The following is a 17,005-nucleotide window of genomic DNA, read 5'->3' as shown; positions in this document are numbered from 1 at the left end:
TTTAAATTTCGCAAACAAAATAGATACTAATCTGAGCATACCTAAATCAGTTGCACTGTAAATATATCACTCACAAATAGGTATGTCAACAAAATGTATCCATTTTAGATGCTATTAATGTTATTGGGTATATCCAATACGAGGGGGCCTATGATGGAGAATAATATTACTAAAACGCTTATTACGCTACGTGAGAGTCGTAATATGTCACAAGCTCAATTAGCCAATTTAATGGGCCTAAATAAAAATGTCATGGGACGGATCGAACGTGGTCTACGTTCACTTCGCGCCGACGAGATCGTTCGGCTTGCTAAAATCTTTGACGTTTCGACCGATTTTATTTTAGGTCAAAATCATACGACCTCAAATAATGGTGAAGAAAGTTATCATAAACAACAAGCCTTAAACAAAAAAGATATTGCACGTAAAATTCAAGATATCATTTCAATGGCAGAAAATGAGCCAGACATAAATTTTTATGGTGCGCCTATGACAACTGAAAATCGTAAATTACTTGCTAATGCGCTTGAGGTTGGTTTAACTTTGAGTCAGAAAAAGCAAAATTTATAGGCTTAAAAAAGACCTTGTTTCGCTAAAAAGGAACAAGGTCTTTTATTTTGTGTCTAAAAAATAAAGTGCTATAATCAAAAAACGAACAAATGTTCTTGAATAAAAAGAAAGGAAAGCTATATCTCTTTATAGCGCTTAATAATTATGGAACGTATTTTTCAAACGATTGACCACCTAAAAGCACGTAACGCAGCCTATGATCCAATTACACTTTGCAAGCATTTAGATATTGATATTTTACATTTAGAATTAGGTGATATCCTAGGCTTTAAGACAAATTTTTATGGTGTTTCTTTAATTTATGTCAACCAACTACTTTCACCAGCAACCGCACGCTTTATTGTTGCTCACGAATTAGGCCATATTTTGCTTCATCAAGGAATTCAGCCGTTATTTACACAATACCTCGCCCATGATCACTTTATCTCACAGTTTGAAAATGAAGCCAATCAGTTTGCGATCATTTTATTACTCTGTAACTATTACCTCACTTATCGCTACGAAGAAGCACCTGAACAACTCATGGAACAAATTGGCCTCCCCACTGAATTACGTCCGCTATTTTTAGATACATTTGAGCAACTTGTGGAAAATAAGCAAAGACTTCTGCACTTATTAACTTAAAAAAATAAGCCACGGCAACGATGCCGTAGCTTATCTCTAACATTCTTAGTTTGTGAAGCCGTACTTCTTGTTGAAGCGATCCACACGACCGTCTGCTTGTGTGAATTTTTGCTTACCTGTGTAGAATGGGTGTGAGTCGCTGGAAATTTCCACACGAATCAATGGGTATGTCTTGCCATCTTCCCATTCAACTGTTTCTTCAGAAGTCTTTGTTGAACCAGACAAGAACTTGTAACCTGTAGCTGAGTCCATGAAGACAACTTCATGATAATCTGGATGGATTCCTTGTTTCATTCTAATTTCGCTCCTTTGCCCTGGTCCATTTGCTGCACCAGAGTTGTTTTTCGTGTTATACAACAAACAACATAATACCATGAATTTTGCTCAGTTGCAATTATCTTTTCCGATTTTGAACAGTATTATTTAAAAATCCTAACTCGGAAAATTCCGCACAAAAGGCTTCGTTATTAGGAGTTTGGCGCAAAACTTTCAAAACATTCTCAGTTTCACGTAACATGTCATCCCCAAAAGCACGGCGAATTTTCCAAATCGTATCTAAGGTATCCTTGGACAACAAAAGTTCTTCTTTTCTTGTACCTGATTTCTTCAAGTCAAGAGCTGGGAAGATCCGTCGTTCAGCCAAAGTACGATTCAACTGGATCTCTTGGTTACCAGTTCCCTTAAATTCTTCAAAAATAATATCGTCCATCCGGCTACCAGTGTCAACTAAAGCAGTGGCTAAAATAGTTAAACTGCCACCCTCTTTAACATTGCGCGCTGCTCCAAAGAATTTCTTGGGGCGATATAGTGCACTTGGATCTAAACCACCTGAAAGTGTTTTACCGCTCGAAGGTTCGACTAAATTATAGGCTCGTGCCAAGCGGGTCAATGAATCTAAGAGAATAATAACATCTTGTTTATCTTCAACTAAGCGCATCGCTCTTTCTAAGACCAACTCCGAAATATGGACATGGTTTTCGGGACGTTGATCAAATGTTGAATAAACAACTTCACCATTTGGATTGATCTTAGCTAAATATTCTTCTAAATCGGTAACTTCTTCGGGGCGTTCATCAATAAGTAAAACGATCAATTTAGCATATGGATAGTTAGCCGAAATGCCAGCCGTTATATCTTTTAAAAATGTCGTCTTACCGGCTTTAGGTGGTGCAACGATCAATCCCCGTTGCCCAAAACCGATTGGGGCAAATAAATCAATTGCGCGCGTTGAAAGTTTTTTGGGATCGTGTTCTAAAATAAGTTGTTGATTAGGGTATTTAGCAGTCAATGCTGGAAAATGTGGACGTCCTTTGGCTTCTTCAGGGCTTTTACCGTTGACTGAATCGATGTAAAGCATCCCATAGCGGTCATTGGCAACATTTTTACGCGGTGGTCGCACCTTACCAACTACTTCGTCACCATTTCTTAGCCCAAAGCGCTTGATCTGTGAAGCTGAAACATAGATATCTTCTTTAGATTGACTGTAGTTTAAAGGCCGTAAAAAGCCATAGCCACCTTCATCATAAAAGATCTCCAAGACACCTTTCATCACAAAGCTTGATTCTTCAGCTTGCGCACGGATCACAGCCAAAGAAAGTTCTTTTTTGTTCATTTGACTGTAATACTTGATCTTGTACTTACGTGCGTATTCGTACAGTTCTTTTAACGTTTTTTGTTGTAGATCTTCCAAAGTTACATTTTCTGACATAAAATCGCCTCTACCATAAAATATTTTAGAAATCTAAGTTCTCACTTTCTGTAACTACCTTTAAGTCCACGTTTAGACCACGGAATTTTTCAACAATCCTATCATAGCCGCGTAAAATATTATCAGCTTTAGTAATTGTTGTTGTGCCCTCTGCCATTAAGGCTAATCCTAGTAACGAAACACCCGCGCGAATTTCACCGGCTTCAACTTCAGTTCCAACGAGCTGTTTAGCCGGTCCGATCGTAATGACCCCATCTTCACTTGTGATCGTAGCACCCATTTTTTGCATTTCTGGAATATGTTTGGTCCGTTGCGGATAAAGGGTATCAGTGATCGTTGAATAGCCCTTAGCTTTCATCAACAAAGGCGTTAGTGGTTGTTGTAAATCGGTAGCTAATCCTGGGAAAGGAGCAGTTTTTACACTAACTGGTGCTAACAAATCGCCCCCAGGAACGTAAATTTTATCTTCATCGATCTCTAAAGTTACCCCCATTTCTTGCATTTTAGCAATAAATGGATCTAGGTGTTCGGTGATCACATTTTTTACTAAGACACCTTTGCCATTAGCTGCTGCAAAAGACAAATATGTCCCCGCTTCGATGCGATCAGGAATGATCGTATGAATATTTTGTGCCTTTAGGCTATCCACACCCTCAACTCGGATCACATCGGTCCCAGCACCACGGATCTTAGCCCCCATGTTGTTTAAAAATGTGGCTAAATCAACAATTTCTGGCTCACGAGCAACATTTTCCATGATCGTAGTCCCCTTAGCCTTAACCGCAGCTAATAACACATTGATCGTAGCGCCAACCGACACAAGGTCAAAGAAGATCTTTGCTCCTTGTAGTCCTTCTGGTCCAGTCGTAATGTAGACTGTATCTTCTTTTTCAACTACTTTTGCTCCTAAAGCCTTAAACCCCTTGATATGTTGATCGATCGGGCGTGGTCCAATATTGTCACCACCAGGAAAGCCGACAATTGCTTTGCCAAACTTACCTAAGAGTGCCCCCATAAAATAATAAGAAGCACGTAAACTGCGAATAGCTCCACCTGGAAGCGGAGTTGACACGATTTTTGTTGGATCAACTGTCAATTTTCCCCGGTTATAAAAGGAATCTACATTCATTGACTTTAAAATCAGCATCAAGTTATGCACATCTAAAATATCAGGAACCGAGTCAAATTCAACTGGTGTATCAGCTAAAATAGCTGCTGGAATCAAGGCAACTGTGCTATTTTTAGCCCCGCCGATCGTCACTTCGCCGGACAATATTTGGGAACCTTTGACAATCATTTTTTTCATTTTTGCTAATTTCCTCACTAAATTTAAATCAAGATTTCTTTTCGAGTCATCATCAAATAAAGGTGTGTTGTCAGCGACGATTCATAAACAACACACTGTCTTAAATTTTACAGGATAAAGCCCAAGGTTTCAATGTAAATTAGTGCTTTATCAGTGAAATATCTCAGCTATTTTCAGTTTATAACAAAAAAGCTGTAACGAAAACTCATTACAGCTTAAATGGCAAAAAAATAGCGTTATTTTTGCTTATATTGCTTAAGTTTTTTATCAAAATCAGTAACAACTAATTCAGCCATGATAAATGCCATAACCAAATATCAGCATTCCTAAAATACCAAGACCTATCAAGCCAATTCCTAATAAAAAAACAAACAAATTAGTTGCACGATAAAAGTAAACAATCACACCACCAATTCCTCCCATTAAGAAGAAAAGCGCAACCCATCGCTTTAAATTTGCAATCATTTGCTTTTGATACGCAATTTCGGCTTGATATCCCTGAATCAACTCTTTTCGTGTCATAATAAACCCCTTAGTATTTCAAACCTGGGTCAAAGAAGCCAGTTAAAACCCCGATCAGCGCGATGACAACTAACAGTAACATGACTTTGATCGGTGACATATTTTTTTTGGCCATCAACCACCAACAAAAGATAATAAATAATGCCGTCAAAAAACTAGGGTAAACACTATTTAACTGATTTTGCAAATCTAAATAAACTTTACCAGAAGAATTTCTCAGTTTTAGCGCCGTATTGATTGGAACCCAAGTTGCTGCAACTGCTCCAATAACCATGCCACCAATGATCGAAATTGATTTTCTAATCGCCTGTCCTTTAGGTCCAACTAAAAATTCCACCGCTTTATCCCCTAGCTCATAGCCTTTGAAATATGCAAAACGCATTCCAAAGTAAGCTAATAGATTCCACACCACAATGTAAAAAATTGCCCCTAAAGGTGAGCCACCAGTCGATAATCCTAAGGCGATTCCTAAAATAACTGGAATCAAAGTCCCAACGATCAAGGAATCACCGATACCAGCAATTGGACCCATTAACCCTGCCCGTAGACCATTGATCGTTTCTTCATCTACACCTTCAGGATCATTAGCCCGTGCTTCTTCCAAACCAGCAGTGACACCTACGATCAATGCCCCCAATTGTGGTTCTGTATTGAAAAATGCGGTATAGGTATGCATCGCTTTAGCTTGATCTTCTTTTTTATCATATAATTCTTCCACGATCGGCAACATCGAGGTCAAATACCCAAATGTTTGCATATGTTCTTGTGAAAAACAGGTCAGATTCCCATAAAACCAATGATGAAAGGATCTAGTTAAAGTCTTTTTACTAATTTTTTTAGCCATCTTAGATATCCTCCTCATCTTCATCATCAAAATCTGTGGTAGCAAGACCACCCGCAGCTTTAGCTAATTTAGCCATATCACCTTCATAAAATAACAGCGCAAAAATCAACGAAATAACTGCACAAGCGACTAAATTTAATTGCAATGAAGCTGCTAACGTAAAGCCAACAAAGAACGGTACAAAATCTAGGACTGAAGTTACGATTTGTTTTAATAAAATCGCGATTCCTACACATGGAAGCAATGCACCAACCGTAAATAGTGTTTTCATCGGGATCCCATCCATTGGTAAGGCAATTTTTAAGGCAGTTACTGCACTAGCTCCTAATTTACACATGATAAGCGTTGGTAAAAAAGAGAAAACTAAGTGTGACAGCCAAGGCCACCCCCAATCAACTTGGTATAACTTCTTAAAATTTCCCTTTTCAACGGCAGTCCAACCCATATGTTGCCAAACAAGATTCAGCGTTGCAGTGCCGTAAAATAGAACAGTTCCAATTGTTCCAACTAAAGTTCCCATTGATTTAGCTAAGTTTGCAGCCCCGGCTGAAGTTGCCACTAATCCTTGTGCATGGACGGCGACCATTGCTAAGGGAATTCCAATATAAGACACTGCACGAACATCAGCTGAAACAGTCCCACCTGGTGTAACTAAGGCAATATAAACCAATTGCATGGCCACACCACACATGATCCCAGTCTTTAAATCACCTAAAATCAAGCCACAAACTAATCCACCAACTAATGGACGTCCTAAAGTATAATTGCCGATCGTCGTTCCACCCATCCCTGGCATGGAAGCTAAACAGGCAAATAACCCCAAAAGTGCGGCTTGAAGCCAACTGATCGTCATTTTTATCAACTCCTTTTAAAAACCGAATCTTTCTTTAAAGTCATCCCAATAACCAATTGAAACATCGGGTAACAATTGAAATTTCACTTGATAACTACCGATTCCATCATCTTGGATCGTGATGTAATAATCAGTTACTTGATAAAAAGTAATCACTATTTTTTTAGCTTTACCGTGGCGTACCGAATTAGTTAGCGATTCTTCGATCAATCTAAAAATCGTATCTTCCGTTGTCTTTTCTAAGTCCACCTCACCCCAAGAAAAGTTAAACTCGATCTCAACTTGCGAAACTTCTCCAAACTCTGCGATCATTTTCGCCAAAGCTTCCTGTAAACTACTCTGCTCTAATGCACCTGGTCGTAATTTATTGAGCGAACCACGCACATCTTGAATACCTTCACGCACAACAAGTGAAATATTATCTAGTTGTTCATTTGCTTGTTTGGGGTTGATCTGCAACAAAACTTTAACAGCATCAATTCCGGCCGAGATTCCTGTTAAAGCATGCCCTAGCGTATCATGAATCTCGCGAGCAATCCGTTTACGTTCGCGGTCTTCTGCAATTTTTTCAGTAACTGCAATGTAACGTTTTAATTCGGTGTTAGTTTGTGCCACCATGCGTAACTCTTCTTCAATATTTCGTTTTTCATTAGTTGAATAGATGATATAAGTTATCAAAGAAAGGGTGAAAATCACCATATTAGCTACATAAAGTAAATTTTTAATAAACAGTAAAATATTTTGAATAAACAAAGGATATATAAATAAATAGGCATTAATATCGGGGGATTTAATAAGCAACTTGATCAAATCGTAACTCGACAAGGCAATTAAGCTAAAGCAAACTATGATCGGCATGATCCAATAACTCTTAGTTTTTAAACTGTAAAGATCTTTTGTACTAAAAAAGATATCCGCAAAAACTAACAAAAATAAACCATTATATGCAGCTTGCAAGGTCCTAAAGATCCAAATAGCTAGCCCAATTTCTAAAGCAATTAAATACTTATCTAACTTTTTTTGTTTTGGCAATAATTGACTGCGCCAATAGATTACACCGATAAGCAAACCATATAAGATCACACTTTTCACAAATATGACTTGCGGATCATTAGGGATCATACTTATCTGTTCTAATAACGTATCTCCCTTATTTTGCAAAATGATCGCCTTAGTCGCATAAAGATAGATCGCAGCATAAAACAAAATTGCAATAAAATTTATAGTGATCAACGCTTGGCGCGCATACCTAATATTTTTCAACTTATTCATAGCGACCATCCACTTTCAAATTGAGCCATGTTAGCTTGGATTATTAGGTAAACTGGGATCAAAATTTTACGCGGAACTTTTTTATTGGCTATTAGCGCATAACTATTAGTGACCGCTAGCGCACCTATTTTTGTGGGAGATTGAGCCGCAGTTGCACTCGCATTTGGATCTGTTGCCATGATTCGCCTGAAATTATCCGAACCATCAACACTATATACCAAAACTTGATGAGAGACTTTTTTCGCTTCCAATGCTGCTAGCATTCCGATGGCACTTTGATCATTTAACGACATAACGGTGTCAAATGATGTCCCTTGGGAGATAAATTTTTCAACTTGAGGCATTGAGATCTCAACTTGTCCTTGAGTATCTAAAGTTCCGACGATCTTGTAGTTTGGATCGTCTTTTAGCATATCTGTAAATCCTCTAATGCGATCACGAGCCGAAAGAGCACCTTTATGATCTAGCAATAAAATCTGAGCACTTGCTTTTTTACTTTTCAGATCTTTAGCACATAAAACACCCGCTTGGTAGTTATCCGACATAATCGTACAATCAACGAAACGACTTGTTTTTAATTGACTATCGACCACAACTATTTTTATTCCTGCGGCATGTGCTTGTTTAAGCACCTTAATCAGGCGTGAGTTGTTACCATCGACCGGATTAATAATGATCACATCCACTTTTTTTGAATAAATGCTTCAACTTGCTCACACTGTTTGGCAACACTTAAGGCTGGATCGCGCGTCTCTAAAATTCCATTACGTTTGGTTACATCTTTTTTTATCTCTTCATTTAACACCTGATAAAAAGAATTATTCATTGTCATATATGTCGCACCGACCCGTAGCCGGCCATCATTTTGTAAGACCCAATTACTCCCCAGATAAACCACCAAGGCAAGCACTAAAGCCCCACCATTTAAGAAAAACAACCATTTTTTCTTATTCATCTGCTTCACCTACCCCATAGGCAAATCAATTCTTCGAGTCACTTTTCAAGTTCGAACAACGGACTTTAACTCACTAGTACAAACGATAACTACATTTTCCTTTCACACATATCGCTAATAACACACTATTAGGGTCGTTAGCTTTGACGTAAAGCTTAGCACCACTAACTTGACTGATATTTTGTGAAATCGGGATCAGCGTGTTGTGAATATAGCCATTCTGATCGTTATTACGCAAATTTTCCAACAAAGAAACGGTGCTCGGCGTTATTTGATAGCCGTCCCGAAAGGCACTGATTTCGATTTTTATTCCATTTTTGGCATACAGATCTTTGATATTTGCTTCTTTTTTTTGATCTTCTGGCTTAAGTTTAAATATCTTTGCACTTTTAGAACTACTTTTGACCTTTGTAACATGCTCACTAGCAGAACAACCACTTATCCCACTAATTACCACGACTAAAAGCCACAAGCTCAACTTATTTTTGCCCATATTCACTCATCTCATTTGTGTTATCTTAACGATCTCTACGGTGATCATACTACTGCCAAACCAGATCTTCAAATCAATATTTAAAAGTATTTTGCGCTAAATTCCCGACAAAAAAACACCCTAATTTGGCTTGAGAACCAAACTAGAGTGTTTAAATTCAAATAGTTTATTTTTCAGCGGCTGCTTTGACAAATTCTGCAAACAAACCTTCTGGACGTTGTGGACGTGATAAGAATTCTGGGTGGTATTGTGCTGCCACAAAGAATTTATTTTCTGGAATTTCTACCACTTCAACTAAATGGTTATTAGGAGATGTTCCAGCAAAGACTAAGCCGTTTTCTGCCATGATTTCACGGTATTTGTTGTTAAATTCATAACGATGACGGTGACGTTGTTGGATCACATCTTGATCACCGTAAGCCTTAGCTGTCTTTGTGCCCGGCTTAAGCTTGCATGGGTAAAGACCTAAACGTTGTGTTCCACCCATTTCTTTGACTTCAGCTTGATCAGCCATTAAATCAATAATGTTGTTCTTGCAGTTAGGATCAACTTCCGCTGTGTTGCTATCTTCTAAACCACAGACATCGCGGGCAAATTCCACGCATGCCATTTGCATCCCTAAGCAGATCCCTAAGAATGGCACATCATTTTCACGAGCATAACGGATCGATTGGATCATTCCTTCAAGCCCACGATCACCAAAACCACCAGGCACGATAATGCCATCGTAACCAGCTAATTGTTCAGCTACATTTTCCGCAGTTAATTTTTCAGAGTCAAAGTAATCGATCTTAACTTTTGCGTTGATCGCATAACCTGCATGACGTAAAGCTTCATTCACGGAAATATAAGCATCAGGTAATTGTACATACTTACCAACTAAAGCGATCTTAACTTCACCTTCTAAGTTGCGAACTTTGTTAGCTAATTGACTCCAAGATGTCATATCAGCAGCAGGTGTGTCTAGATGAAGTTTTTGACATACGATCTCATCCATATTTTGAGCTTGTAAGTTCAACGGAATTTGATAAAGTGTATCTACGTCCATTGATTCGATCACTGCTTCAGATTCAACATCACAGAAACTAGCGATTTTGTCACGCATACCTTGAGAAATTGGTTTTTCTGTCCGAACGACCAAAATATTTGGTTGGATCCCTAAACCACGCAATTCCTTGACACTGTGTTGGGTTGGTTTTGTTTTCATTTCACCCGCAGCGCCTAAGTATGGGACTAATGTGGTGTGGATGTAAACAACATTTTCACTACCAACTTCTGATTTCATTTGGCGTAAAGCTTCTAAGAATGGCAATGATTCAATATCGCCAACCGTACCACCAACTTCGGTGATCACGACATCAGCATCTGTGATCGTACCTGCACGCATGATTTTTTCCTTGATCATGTTCGTGATATGAGGGATAACTTGCACTGTTGCCCCTAAATAATCGCCACGACGTTCTTTTTTCAAAACTTCCGAATAAATTTTACCGGTAGTAACATTGGAATACTTATTCAAGTTGATATCAATGAAGCGTTCATAGTGACCGAGATCCAAGTCAGTTTCCGTACCATCATCAGTCACAAATACTTCACCGTGTTGATAAGGACTCATCGTTCCTGGGTCAACGTTGATGTATGGATCAAATTTTTGAATCGTAACTTTTAAACCGCGATTCTTTAATAAACGGCCTAGTGATGCGGCAACAATACCTTTGCCCAATGATGAAACTACGCCGCCAGTAACAAAAATATACTTGGTCATTATTTTAATTGCTCCTTTAAATATTTTATCAGGGTAGAACTAACAAAAATAACAAGCTCCCTATTCAACCACTAGAATAGGGAGCTTGTCTTGCCGTACAACTGACTTCACATATAAGTGAAGCGCCCATATTGAATTTTACATAAATCAATGTAAAAGGTCAAGGGCAAATTATTCATCTTCTAAATCATCTTCTGATAATTCAGTTAATTGCCCTTCAATTCCATCAGGAAGATCATCGTCGTCTTCATCAGGATCATCAATATCGCTCAAATCTTTGCTGTAAGCTTTCAATTCATGATCTTCATCATCATCTTCTTCGTCATCGTATTCTTCATCTAAATCAACGTCTTCTGGATCGTCGTCGTTGTAATCGATGACATCATCATCGTCAGCTGCATCAGCCAAGAACGCATTGACTTTCTTGCGTTTCTTGCGCGGACGATTTTCTTCTTCTTCATCTTCTGAATGTACAAGTGCTTCATCGATCGATTCAAATGGATACCATGAACGTAAGCCCCAGAGATTATCACCTAATGAGATAAAACTACCATCGACGTTTAAATCTGTATAAAATTGTGCTAAGCGGTCACGAATCTCTTGATCACTTTTACCAAGATATTCTTGAATTGCGTTAGTTAAATCAGCAAAAGCCATCACATCGCCTTTTTGACTTAAAATCGCGTGTGCAACTTCGACCATTGATAATTCATTGCGGTTAGCATCTTTGAATTTTTCTAGCTCCAAACTGGTACACGTCCTTTCCACAGTTTACTCTTCATCTTACAATATTAAGGCTTGAATTGCAATTCTAATTTATATTTCCCGAGTAAATCATCCTCGGAATAAAGCTCATATGCGACCTTTAAAACACCACTTGCTTGACCATCTTTTTCTAAGACATATTTTTGGCAACTTGCCGTTAAAAAGATTGTGCCATATGCGGTTTTATACTTCGCATTGGTCTTTTCACCCACTCTTAAAACTAATTGCAATTCAAGTTCTTTTTGGCGGCGTGTCAACATCAACTCATCTGCTTTGATTTTTAATGTTGTTTGGGCTTGATTTTTGGATTCCACATAACGTAAATATAAATTATCATTTTTTTGCGTTAGCGTCCCAGTTTCATGTAACTCAAATTCTTCTAGTTTATCATCTTGTAATTGACTCGTTTTTAGCTCTACTGTCACTGGCGTTTGCATCGTCAAAATATTACCCCATTTATCTTATTTACTTTAGACCTTCTAACATGTACAATTAGTGGCTTAAAAGTTATACTAAAAGCAGACAATAATTGCGATAAGGAGGTCTTTACTATCGCCCAATATTATACACCAGATTTACTTCCAATGGAAAAAGTACTCCGTGACCCGATCCATGATTATATTTACATCAAACATCAAGTGATCTTAGATCTCATTAATACTCGCGAGTTCCAACGTTTACGGCGGATCAAACAACTTGGGACGACCAACTATACTTTCCACAGTGCAGAACACACGCGCTTCACTCACTCAGTTGGGGTTTACGAGATCACTAGAAGGATCTGTGACCTTTTTTCACGTAACTATGCCACTAAAACTCCTGGTGACGGCGGTTGGGACGATAATGAACGCCTCGTTGCTCTTTGTGCGGCTTTACTCCATGATGTTGGACACGGTGCCTATTCGCACACATTTGAGCACATCTTTGAAACCGACCACGAAGAAATGACCCAGATGATCATCACTTCACCTGAGACGCAGATCAATCAAGTTTTACGCCAAGTTGCCCCTGACTTTCCAGCAAAGGTTGCCAGTGTTATTCAAAAAACTTATTCTAATCCCCAAGTGGTACAAATGATCTCAAGTCAAATTGACGCGGATCGCATGGACTATCTCTTACGTGATTCTTACTTTACTGGTACAAATTACGGCACCTTTGATCTGACGCGAATCTTACGGGTCATGCGCCCTAATAAAAACGGGATCGTCTTTGAATACAGTGGTATGCATGCAGTTGAAGATTATATCATCAGTCGCTTACAAATGTATCAACAAGTCTATTTCCATCCCGTTTCACGCTCAATGGAAGTTTTATTAAGTCACTTGTTAAAACGAGCTAAAGATCTTTACGCTAACGATAAATTACCGGCTGATTTTGCAACAGATTACTTACGACCGTTTTTTGAACAAGACTTTACGCTTACTGACTACTTACGCCTTGATGATGGGATCTTAAATACTTGTTTTGAAAGTTGGCGTCATGCAAAAGACTCGATCTTACGCGATCTAGCACAGCGCTTCTTAGATCGTAAACCACTTAAATCGGTCAAAATCAGTCCTAAAACAGATAGTTTATTACCTAAACTAGAAGAGCTCGTCACCAACTCAGGCTATGATGCTAATTACTATACCGCGATCAATGATAGCTTTAATTTGCCTTATGCACTTTATGACTCAAAAGCCAAGATCAATTTGATCGAGCCTAACGGTGAACTAGAAGAACTGTCCGAAGTTTCTGCACTTGTTAAAGCTGTCACCGACAAAGAATTAGGGGATGAACGGTTCTTTTTCCCTAAAGAAATGTTGGGGAAAACTTCCCAACAAGAAGTCTTTCAGCCTAACTACCAAGAATTTACGGCCCACATAAAAAATGATCGTTTGATTTTATAAAAAAGGAGATGCACAAACGCATCTCCTTTTTTATAACGTGATCACTACGGCTAAGATGATCAAATATCCCCCTAAAACAAGGCAATTTAGCGCAAGTCTTTCAAAATGGATCGGACCATTTTTCTTTTCAGAAGCAACGCGTTTGACATCGATCTTGCGTTTAGCAAACTCTTCATCACTTTCGCCTTTTCTTTGCTTTTGAAACCAGCCAGCTAACAAGTTAGCGTGTAACAAGATATCGATCATCATGATACAAAGTAAGACTAACCCAAGCATAAATGCTGTATCTGACACTACGACTTGCTTTTTTAACATGATACCACCAAGTGCAGCTAATAAGGCAACGCCCATAATGAGCAGATCACCTTTTAACCACAAGCGTTCTTTTACAAATTTCATTTTCTACTAGTTACCACCATTCATTAATTGAGGCGCTCATATTGGCCGGTGACCTCGTTTAATTTTTGAGCGACTCCACTTGATAAGTTAAATTGGTACATCCCTTTCAAGTTTGAAACTTGTGGATCAGCTGAACTTGTATGGCGAATCTCGATTTGATAAAGATCATTGCCGAGATCTTGGACATAGTACTGATCCCCTGCTTCTTGCGGGATCGCGGTTGCCTTTCTAAAAGCACTTAGGACCGCTTGATTATCCATTTTAGCTGACATTGATGACACAGCTGCCGTTGGGGCTGAGCTTAATTCACTGCCAGTTTCTTTTTTATACTCAGAATTCAAGATTTTTGAATTACGTGCATTGGTATAATTTTCCGCACTAGAACTTGCTTGTGCCTGACTACTATCAGTACTTTCTGCAACACTTGTAGCTGAACTACTTTCCGCTTGACTAGTAGCCGTCGCTGCACTACTACTTTGGCTAGAAGCTTGGCTACTTTGAGCACTAGCAATCTTGTCATTGTAAGAGGCATACTGTTCTTGAAGCATTGCTACAGCCTGATACTTACTGGAAAGTGATTCAAGCGATTGTAAACTGCCACCTGCAGCCGTGTAATTTTGCGCATTATAATACTGCACAACTTCATCAGCGTAATGTTTAGCCAGTTTTACCGCTTGATATTCCTTAGTCACTTCTTTAATTTGTTTGACTAAAGCAGTTGGCGTCTTCACATTGGCTAACTTATCTAAATTAGTTTTCGTTGTGGTCAAGTCTGCCGTTGTGACCGCCTTTTTAGCTGCTAATAAATATTTTAAATTGCTTTTTAATGCTTGGATCTTCTTATCTGCTTGTGATATATTTTTGATTTTTTTCAGTTCATCATAAGCTTGTTTGTTTTCACCAGATTCCAAATACGACAAAGCTGATTGATAATACTCAGTCGCTTTTTGCGTCGTTGAACTAGAACTAGTTGTAGTCTTTGTACTAGTAGTATTTTGAGACGAACATGCCGTTAAAATTACTAAACAACTGAACAATAGGCCACATAAAACTAAAATTTTTGGCTTTTTCATAACTTTCACCCACTATTCATGTAGTATTTATCACACAATAAAAACAACTCTATTTCCTAGTCTCATTATATCATTTTGCTAACTTATCTTCAGCTAATTGTCGATCTTTTGCCGGTGCTCATTGAGGTTTTTCCCCACTAAATAAGTCGTGATCCAAATCACTAAAATAACCGCAACACTAGAAAAGAGTACTGCTAAGCATTCTTTGACAAAAATCTTAGAATTCAAGTAATAGCTAAAATCAGCGTCCAGTTTATATAACAAGATAAATAACGCTAGATCACTCCCAAACATCCCAAAAAAGAGCGTGTTAAAAGTCATCCCCATAATTTGAAAACCAATCATTTTTCCACTCTTAAAGACTTCCGGCAACGTGATCCCCGGTTTTTGTTCGATCACTTCATTTAACCCACTAGCAACAGCGATCGCTGCTTCAGCAATTGCGCCTAACGTACTTAACACCGTCGTTGAGATCAAAATAGCTTCAAAATCAGCACCGATCAAAAGATCAAATGCTTCGATCGTTTCAGACTGCTCACTTGCAAAACCTTTGATCTGAGCAAAATGATCAAACGGGATGATCAGTAACAACATGACCGCTAAAACGATCAAAGTCGCTTTAAATGCTATATTAGAAGTTTTTTCATCGCTATTTCCCATATAGATCGTGATCCCTAAAATACAGATTCCCGCAAAAAATGAGACCCAGATCGGTGGCAACCCACCGGTGATCAAAATAACGACGGTAAATAAAATTACAAAGTTAAATACCACACTTAAAAAAGCTGTGATCCCTTTACGCCCACCGACAACGACCATTAAAAAAGCTAAGATCAAAGTAAGTAAACTAATCGCTGACATGGCGTTTACCTCCTAAAACTTGTGCACTCAAAAAACTTGCAATCGGAATCGTCAAGACGATCCCGATCCCACTGATCAAGGCTTGTACGACCCCTAATGCCATCGTCCATTCAAAGGTATATGGAATGCTATTGCCGGTTCTAAAGTATAAAACTGACATCGCAAAGGTCTCAGCAAAAAAGATCAACAATAAGACGTTGACTAGTGGCCCCATGATCGATCTTCCCACAGCTTGCCCTGACTTAAACAATTGCTTTTTAGCGATCGTCGGCTGACTGCGTTTCATTTCAAATAAAGTTGACACAATATCAGTCGCCGCATCCATCACAGCTCCAAGTAACCCGATCACCGTCGCCGCTAAAAATAACTGTTGGGGCGATTGGGTCGCATAATCAAGCGCCTCATAGTGCACGCCTTTACTATTAGTAGCGTAAAGCGCCAAACAGCCGATCACAAGCGCAATCGTTGTCCCTAAAAAGATTGACGTAAATGTCACTAAACACTGCCAATTAAAGCCAATCACCAATACTAACGAAAGTGCTGTGAACACAATGGCTGCACCAGCGAAGATCCAAAAGAAATTATTCAAGTTCAGTTTTACATCCAACTGGACTACAAATAAAAAGATCACAAAATTTAATAACACACTCAATAAGGATCTTAAACCTTGAAATTGCATGGTCAAATACAAAAGCACGACTACTAACCAACTGAACATGACCAAATAAACATCCCGCTTATAATCAGAAATCGTCGCCTCTAACGTATTTCCTTTTTTATACACGTCCAAAAAGACTTTTTGTCCCGTACGGAATTTTTGATCTAGACCACCTGAGCGTGAATAAGTATTTGAAATTTTGACAGTTTTTCCTTTGTATTTGCCATTTAAGATCTCAAACGTCAAATGTTGGCGCGTTGTTTCATCGCTATTATTATAAACATCGGTCGTTTTGGTCGGCTTTTCTTCTTTCACCGCAACTACTTTACCGATCGGTTGTTGATATAAAAACTCATCATTGCTTACAAAAAAATAGAGGATCACTCCACTCAATAAGATCAAAGCAACGTGCCACATCGATTTAAGCTTAAATTGCATAAAATCACTT

The 17,005-nt window shown here is 38.6% G+C and carries 19 protein-coding genes and 1 pseudogene; 3 read left to right on the top strand and 17 right to left on the bottom strand.

Annotated features, from left to right (window positions below; translation table 11 throughout):
• The first annotated feature begins 153 nt into the window (after positions 1-153).
• Positions 154-570, top strand: coding sequence for a helix-turn-helix domain-containing protein (locus FC32_RS05485; protein WP_025086493.1), 417 nt, complete (start codon positions 154-156; stop codon positions 568-570).
• Positions 571-714: 144 nt separating this feature from the next.
• On the top strand, positions 715-1,194 hold the full coding sequence (locus FC32_RS05480) for an ImmA/IrrE family metallo-endopeptidase (RefSeq protein ID WP_025086492.1): 480 nt from the start codon (positions 715-717) through the stop codon (positions 1,192-1,194).
• 45 nt (positions 1,195-1,239) lie between these two features.
• Here the strand turns inward: FC32_RS05480 and FC32_RS05475 are convergent, their stop codons facing one another.
• From FC32_RS05475 to FC32_RS05420, 13 genes and pseudogenes are all read right to left on the bottom strand, one after another.
• Positions 1,240-1,488: a type B 50S ribosomal protein L31 gene (locus FC32_RS05475; protein ID WP_025086491.1), complete on the bottom strand. Its 249-nt coding sequence runs from the start codon at positions 1,486-1,488 to the stop codon at positions 1,240-1,242.
• 100 nt (positions 1,489-1,588) lie between these two features.
• Entirely contained in the window at positions 1,589-2,902 is a 1,314-nt protein-coding gene (gene rho / locus FC32_RS05470) for a transcription termination factor Rho (RefSeq protein ID WP_025086490.1), read from the bottom strand.
• Positions 2,903-2,927: 25 nt separating this feature from the next.
• Entirely contained in the window at positions 2,928-4,208 is a 1,281-nt protein-coding gene (locus FC32_RS05465; protein ID WP_025086489.1) for a UDP-N-acetylglucosamine 1-carboxyvinyltransferase, read from the bottom strand.
• A 236-nt stretch (positions 4,209-4,444) separates the two neighbouring features.
• A pseudogene (locus FC32_RS05460) lies at positions 4,445-4,730 on the bottom strand (DUF202 domain-containing protein).
• 10 nt (positions 4,731-4,740) lie between these two features.
• Positions 4,741-5,574: a PTS system mannose/fructose/sorbose family transporter subunit IID gene (locus FC32_RS05455; protein ID WP_025086488.1), complete on the bottom strand. Its 834-nt coding sequence runs from the start codon at positions 5,572-5,574 to the stop codon at positions 4,741-4,743.
• Position 5,575: 1 nt separating this feature from the next.
• Complete coding sequence (locus FC32_RS05450; protein ID WP_025086487.1) at positions 5,576-6,427, bottom strand: PTS mannose/fructose/sorbose/N-acetylgalactosamine transporter subunit IIC; 852 nt, start codon at positions 6,425-6,427, stop codon at positions 5,576-5,578.
• Positions 6,428-6,442: 15 nt separating this feature from the next.
• Complete coding sequence (locus FC32_RS05445; RefSeq protein WP_081780031.1) at positions 6,443-7,699, bottom strand: sensor histidine kinase; 1,257 nt, start codon at positions 7,697-7,699, stop codon at positions 6,443-6,445.
• Entirely contained in the window at positions 7,696-8,379 is a 684-nt protein-coding gene (locus tag FC32_RS05440; RefSeq protein WP_235722429.1) for a substrate-binding domain-containing protein, read from the bottom strand. The genes FC32_RS05445 and FC32_RS05440 overlap by 4 nt, the downstream gene beginning before the upstream one ends.
• The gene (locus FC32_RS10960) at positions 8,376-8,654 is read right to left on the bottom strand and encodes a hypothetical protein (RefSeq protein ID WP_235804341.1); all 279 of its coding nucleotides are present in this window, start codon (positions 8,652-8,654) and stop codon (positions 8,376-8,378) included. Before FC32_RS10960 ends, FC32_RS05440 begins: the two co-directional genes overlap by 4 nt.
• A gap of 73 nt (positions 8,655-8,727) precedes the next feature.
• Entirely contained in the window at positions 8,728-9,147 is a 420-nt protein-coding gene (locus FC32_RS05435; protein WP_025086486.1) for a hypothetical protein, read from the bottom strand.
• Positions 9,148-9,313: 166 nt separating this feature from the next.
• Positions 9,314-10,912, bottom strand: coding sequence for a CTP synthase (locus FC32_RS05430; protein WP_025086485.1), 1,599 nt, complete (start codon positions 10,910-10,912; stop codon positions 9,314-9,316).
• 171 nt (positions 10,913-11,083) lie between these two features.
• Positions 11,084-11,659, bottom strand: a complete 576-nt coding sequence (gene rpoE / locus FC32_RS05425) for a DNA-directed RNA polymerase subunit delta (RefSeq protein ID WP_025086484.1) — start codon at positions 11,657-11,659, stop codon at positions 11,084-11,086.
• Between the two features lie 44 nt (positions 11,660-11,703).
• A complete protein-coding gene (locus FC32_RS05420; RefSeq protein WP_025086483.1) occupies positions 11,704-12,114 on the bottom strand; it encodes a YwiB family protein in 411 nt (136 codons plus the stop codon).
• Between the two features lie 147 nt (positions 12,115-12,261).
• Here FC32_RS05420 and FC32_RS05415 point away from each other — a divergent pair, with 147 nt between their 5' ends.
• Complete coding sequence (locus FC32_RS05415) at positions 12,262-13,566, top strand: HD domain-containing protein (RefSeq protein WP_025086482.1); 1,305 nt, start codon at positions 12,262-12,264, stop codon at positions 13,564-13,566.
• Positions 13,567-13,596: 30 nt separating this feature from the next.
• Here the strand turns inward: FC32_RS05415 and FC32_RS05410 are convergent, their stop codons facing one another.
• From FC32_RS05410 to FC32_RS05395, 4 genes are all read right to left on the bottom strand, one after another.
• On the bottom strand, positions 13,597-13,965 hold the full coding sequence (locus FC32_RS05410) for a DUF3899 domain-containing protein (protein WP_025086481.1): 369 nt from the start codon (positions 13,963-13,965) through the stop codon (positions 13,597-13,599).
• A gap of 23 nt (positions 13,966-13,988) precedes the next feature.
• On the bottom strand, positions 13,989-15,038 hold the full coding sequence (locus FC32_RS05405; protein WP_025086480.1) for a hypothetical protein: 1,050 nt from the start codon (positions 15,036-15,038) through the stop codon (positions 13,989-13,991).
• Positions 15,039-15,131: 93 nt separating this feature from the next.
• Positions 15,132-15,899 carry a YibE/F family protein gene (locus FC32_RS05400; protein WP_025086479.1) on the bottom strand — a complete coding sequence of 256 codons (768 nt, stop codon included), beginning with the start codon at positions 15,897-15,899 and terminating at the stop codon, positions 15,132-15,134.
• Entirely contained in the window at positions 15,886-16,995 is a 1,110-nt protein-coding gene (locus FC32_RS05395; protein ID WP_025086478.1) for a YibE/F family protein, read from the bottom strand. Before FC32_RS05395 ends, FC32_RS05400 begins: the two co-directional genes overlap by 14 nt.
• Positions 16,996-17,005 lie beyond the last annotated feature (10 nt).

The sequence above is a fragment of the Ligilactobacillus apodemi DSM 16634 = JCM 16172 genome (assembly GCF_001434405.1).
Classification (GTDB): domain Bacteria; phylum Bacillota; class Bacilli; order Lactobacillales; family Lactobacillaceae; genus Ligilactobacillus; species Ligilactobacillus apodemi.
The sequence above is the reverse complement of the archived record's forward strand: the minus strand, read 5'-3'. Positions and strand labels throughout refer to the sequence as shown.

Excerpts from the sequence above, each read along its gene's own strand:
- FC32_RS05485 (WP_025086493.1), top strand. The coding sequence starts at position 154 with ATGGAGAATAATATTACTAAAACGCTTATTACGCTACGTGAGAGTCGT.
- FC32_RS05480 (WP_025086492.1), top strand. The coding sequence starts at position 715 with ATGGAACGTATTTTTCAAACGATTGACCACCTAAAAGCACGTAACGCA.
- FC32_RS05475 (WP_025086491.1), bottom strand. The coding sequence starts at position 1,488 with ATGAAACAAGGAATCCATCCAGATTATCATGAAGTTGTCTTCATGGAC.
- rho (WP_025086490.1), bottom strand. The coding sequence starts at position 2,902 with ATGTCAGAAAATGTAACTTTGGAAGATCTACAACAAAAAACGTTAAAA.
- FC32_RS05465 (WP_025086489.1), bottom strand. The coding sequence starts at position 4,208 with ATGAAAAAAATGATTGTCAAAGGTTCCCAAATATTGTCCGGCGAAGTG.
- FC32_RS05455 (WP_025086488.1), bottom strand. The coding sequence starts at position 5,574 with ATGGCTAAAAAAATTAGTAAAAAGACTTTAACTAGATCCTTTCATCAT.
- FC32_RS05450 (WP_025086487.1), bottom strand. The coding sequence starts at position 6,427 with ATGACGATCAGTTGGCTTCAAGCCGCACTTTTGGGGTTATTTGCCTGT.
- FC32_RS05445 (WP_081780031.1), bottom strand. The coding sequence starts at position 7,699 with ATGAATAAGTTGAAAAATATTAGGTATGCGCGCCAAGCGTTGATCACT.
- FC32_RS10960 (WP_235804341.1), bottom strand. The coding sequence starts at position 8,654 with ATGAATAAGAAAAAATGGTTGTTTTTCTTAAATGGTGGGGCTTTAGTG.
- FC32_RS05435 (WP_025086486.1), bottom strand. The coding sequence starts at position 9,147 with ATGGGCAAAAATAAGTTGAGCTTGTGGCTTTTAGTCGTGGTAATTAGT.
- FC32_RS05430 (WP_025086485.1), bottom strand. The coding sequence starts at position 10,912 with ATGACCAAGTATATTTTTGTTACTGGCGGCGTAGTTTCATCATTGGGC.
- FC32_RS05420 (WP_025086483.1), bottom strand. The coding sequence starts at position 12,114 with ATGCAAACGCCAGTGACAGTAGAGCTAAAAACGAGTCAATTACAAGAT.
- FC32_RS05415 (WP_025086482.1), top strand. The coding sequence starts at position 12,262 with ATGGAAAAAGTACTCCGTGACCCGATCCATGATTATATTTACATCAAA.
- FC32_RS05410 (WP_025086481.1), bottom strand. The coding sequence starts at position 13,965 with ATGAAATTTGTAAAAGAACGCTTGTGGTTAAAAGGTGATCTGCTCATT.
- FC32_RS05405 (WP_025086480.1), bottom strand. The coding sequence starts at position 15,038 with ATGAAAAAGCCAAAAATTTTAGTTTTATGTGGCCTATTGTTCAGTTGT.
- FC32_RS05400 (WP_025086479.1), bottom strand. The coding sequence starts at position 15,899 with ATGTCAGCGATTAGTTTACTTACTTTGATCTTAGCTTTTTTAATGGTC.
- FC32_RS05395 (WP_025086478.1), bottom strand. The coding sequence starts at position 16,995 with ATGCAATTTAAGCTTAAATCGATGTGGCACGTTGCTTTGATCTTATTG.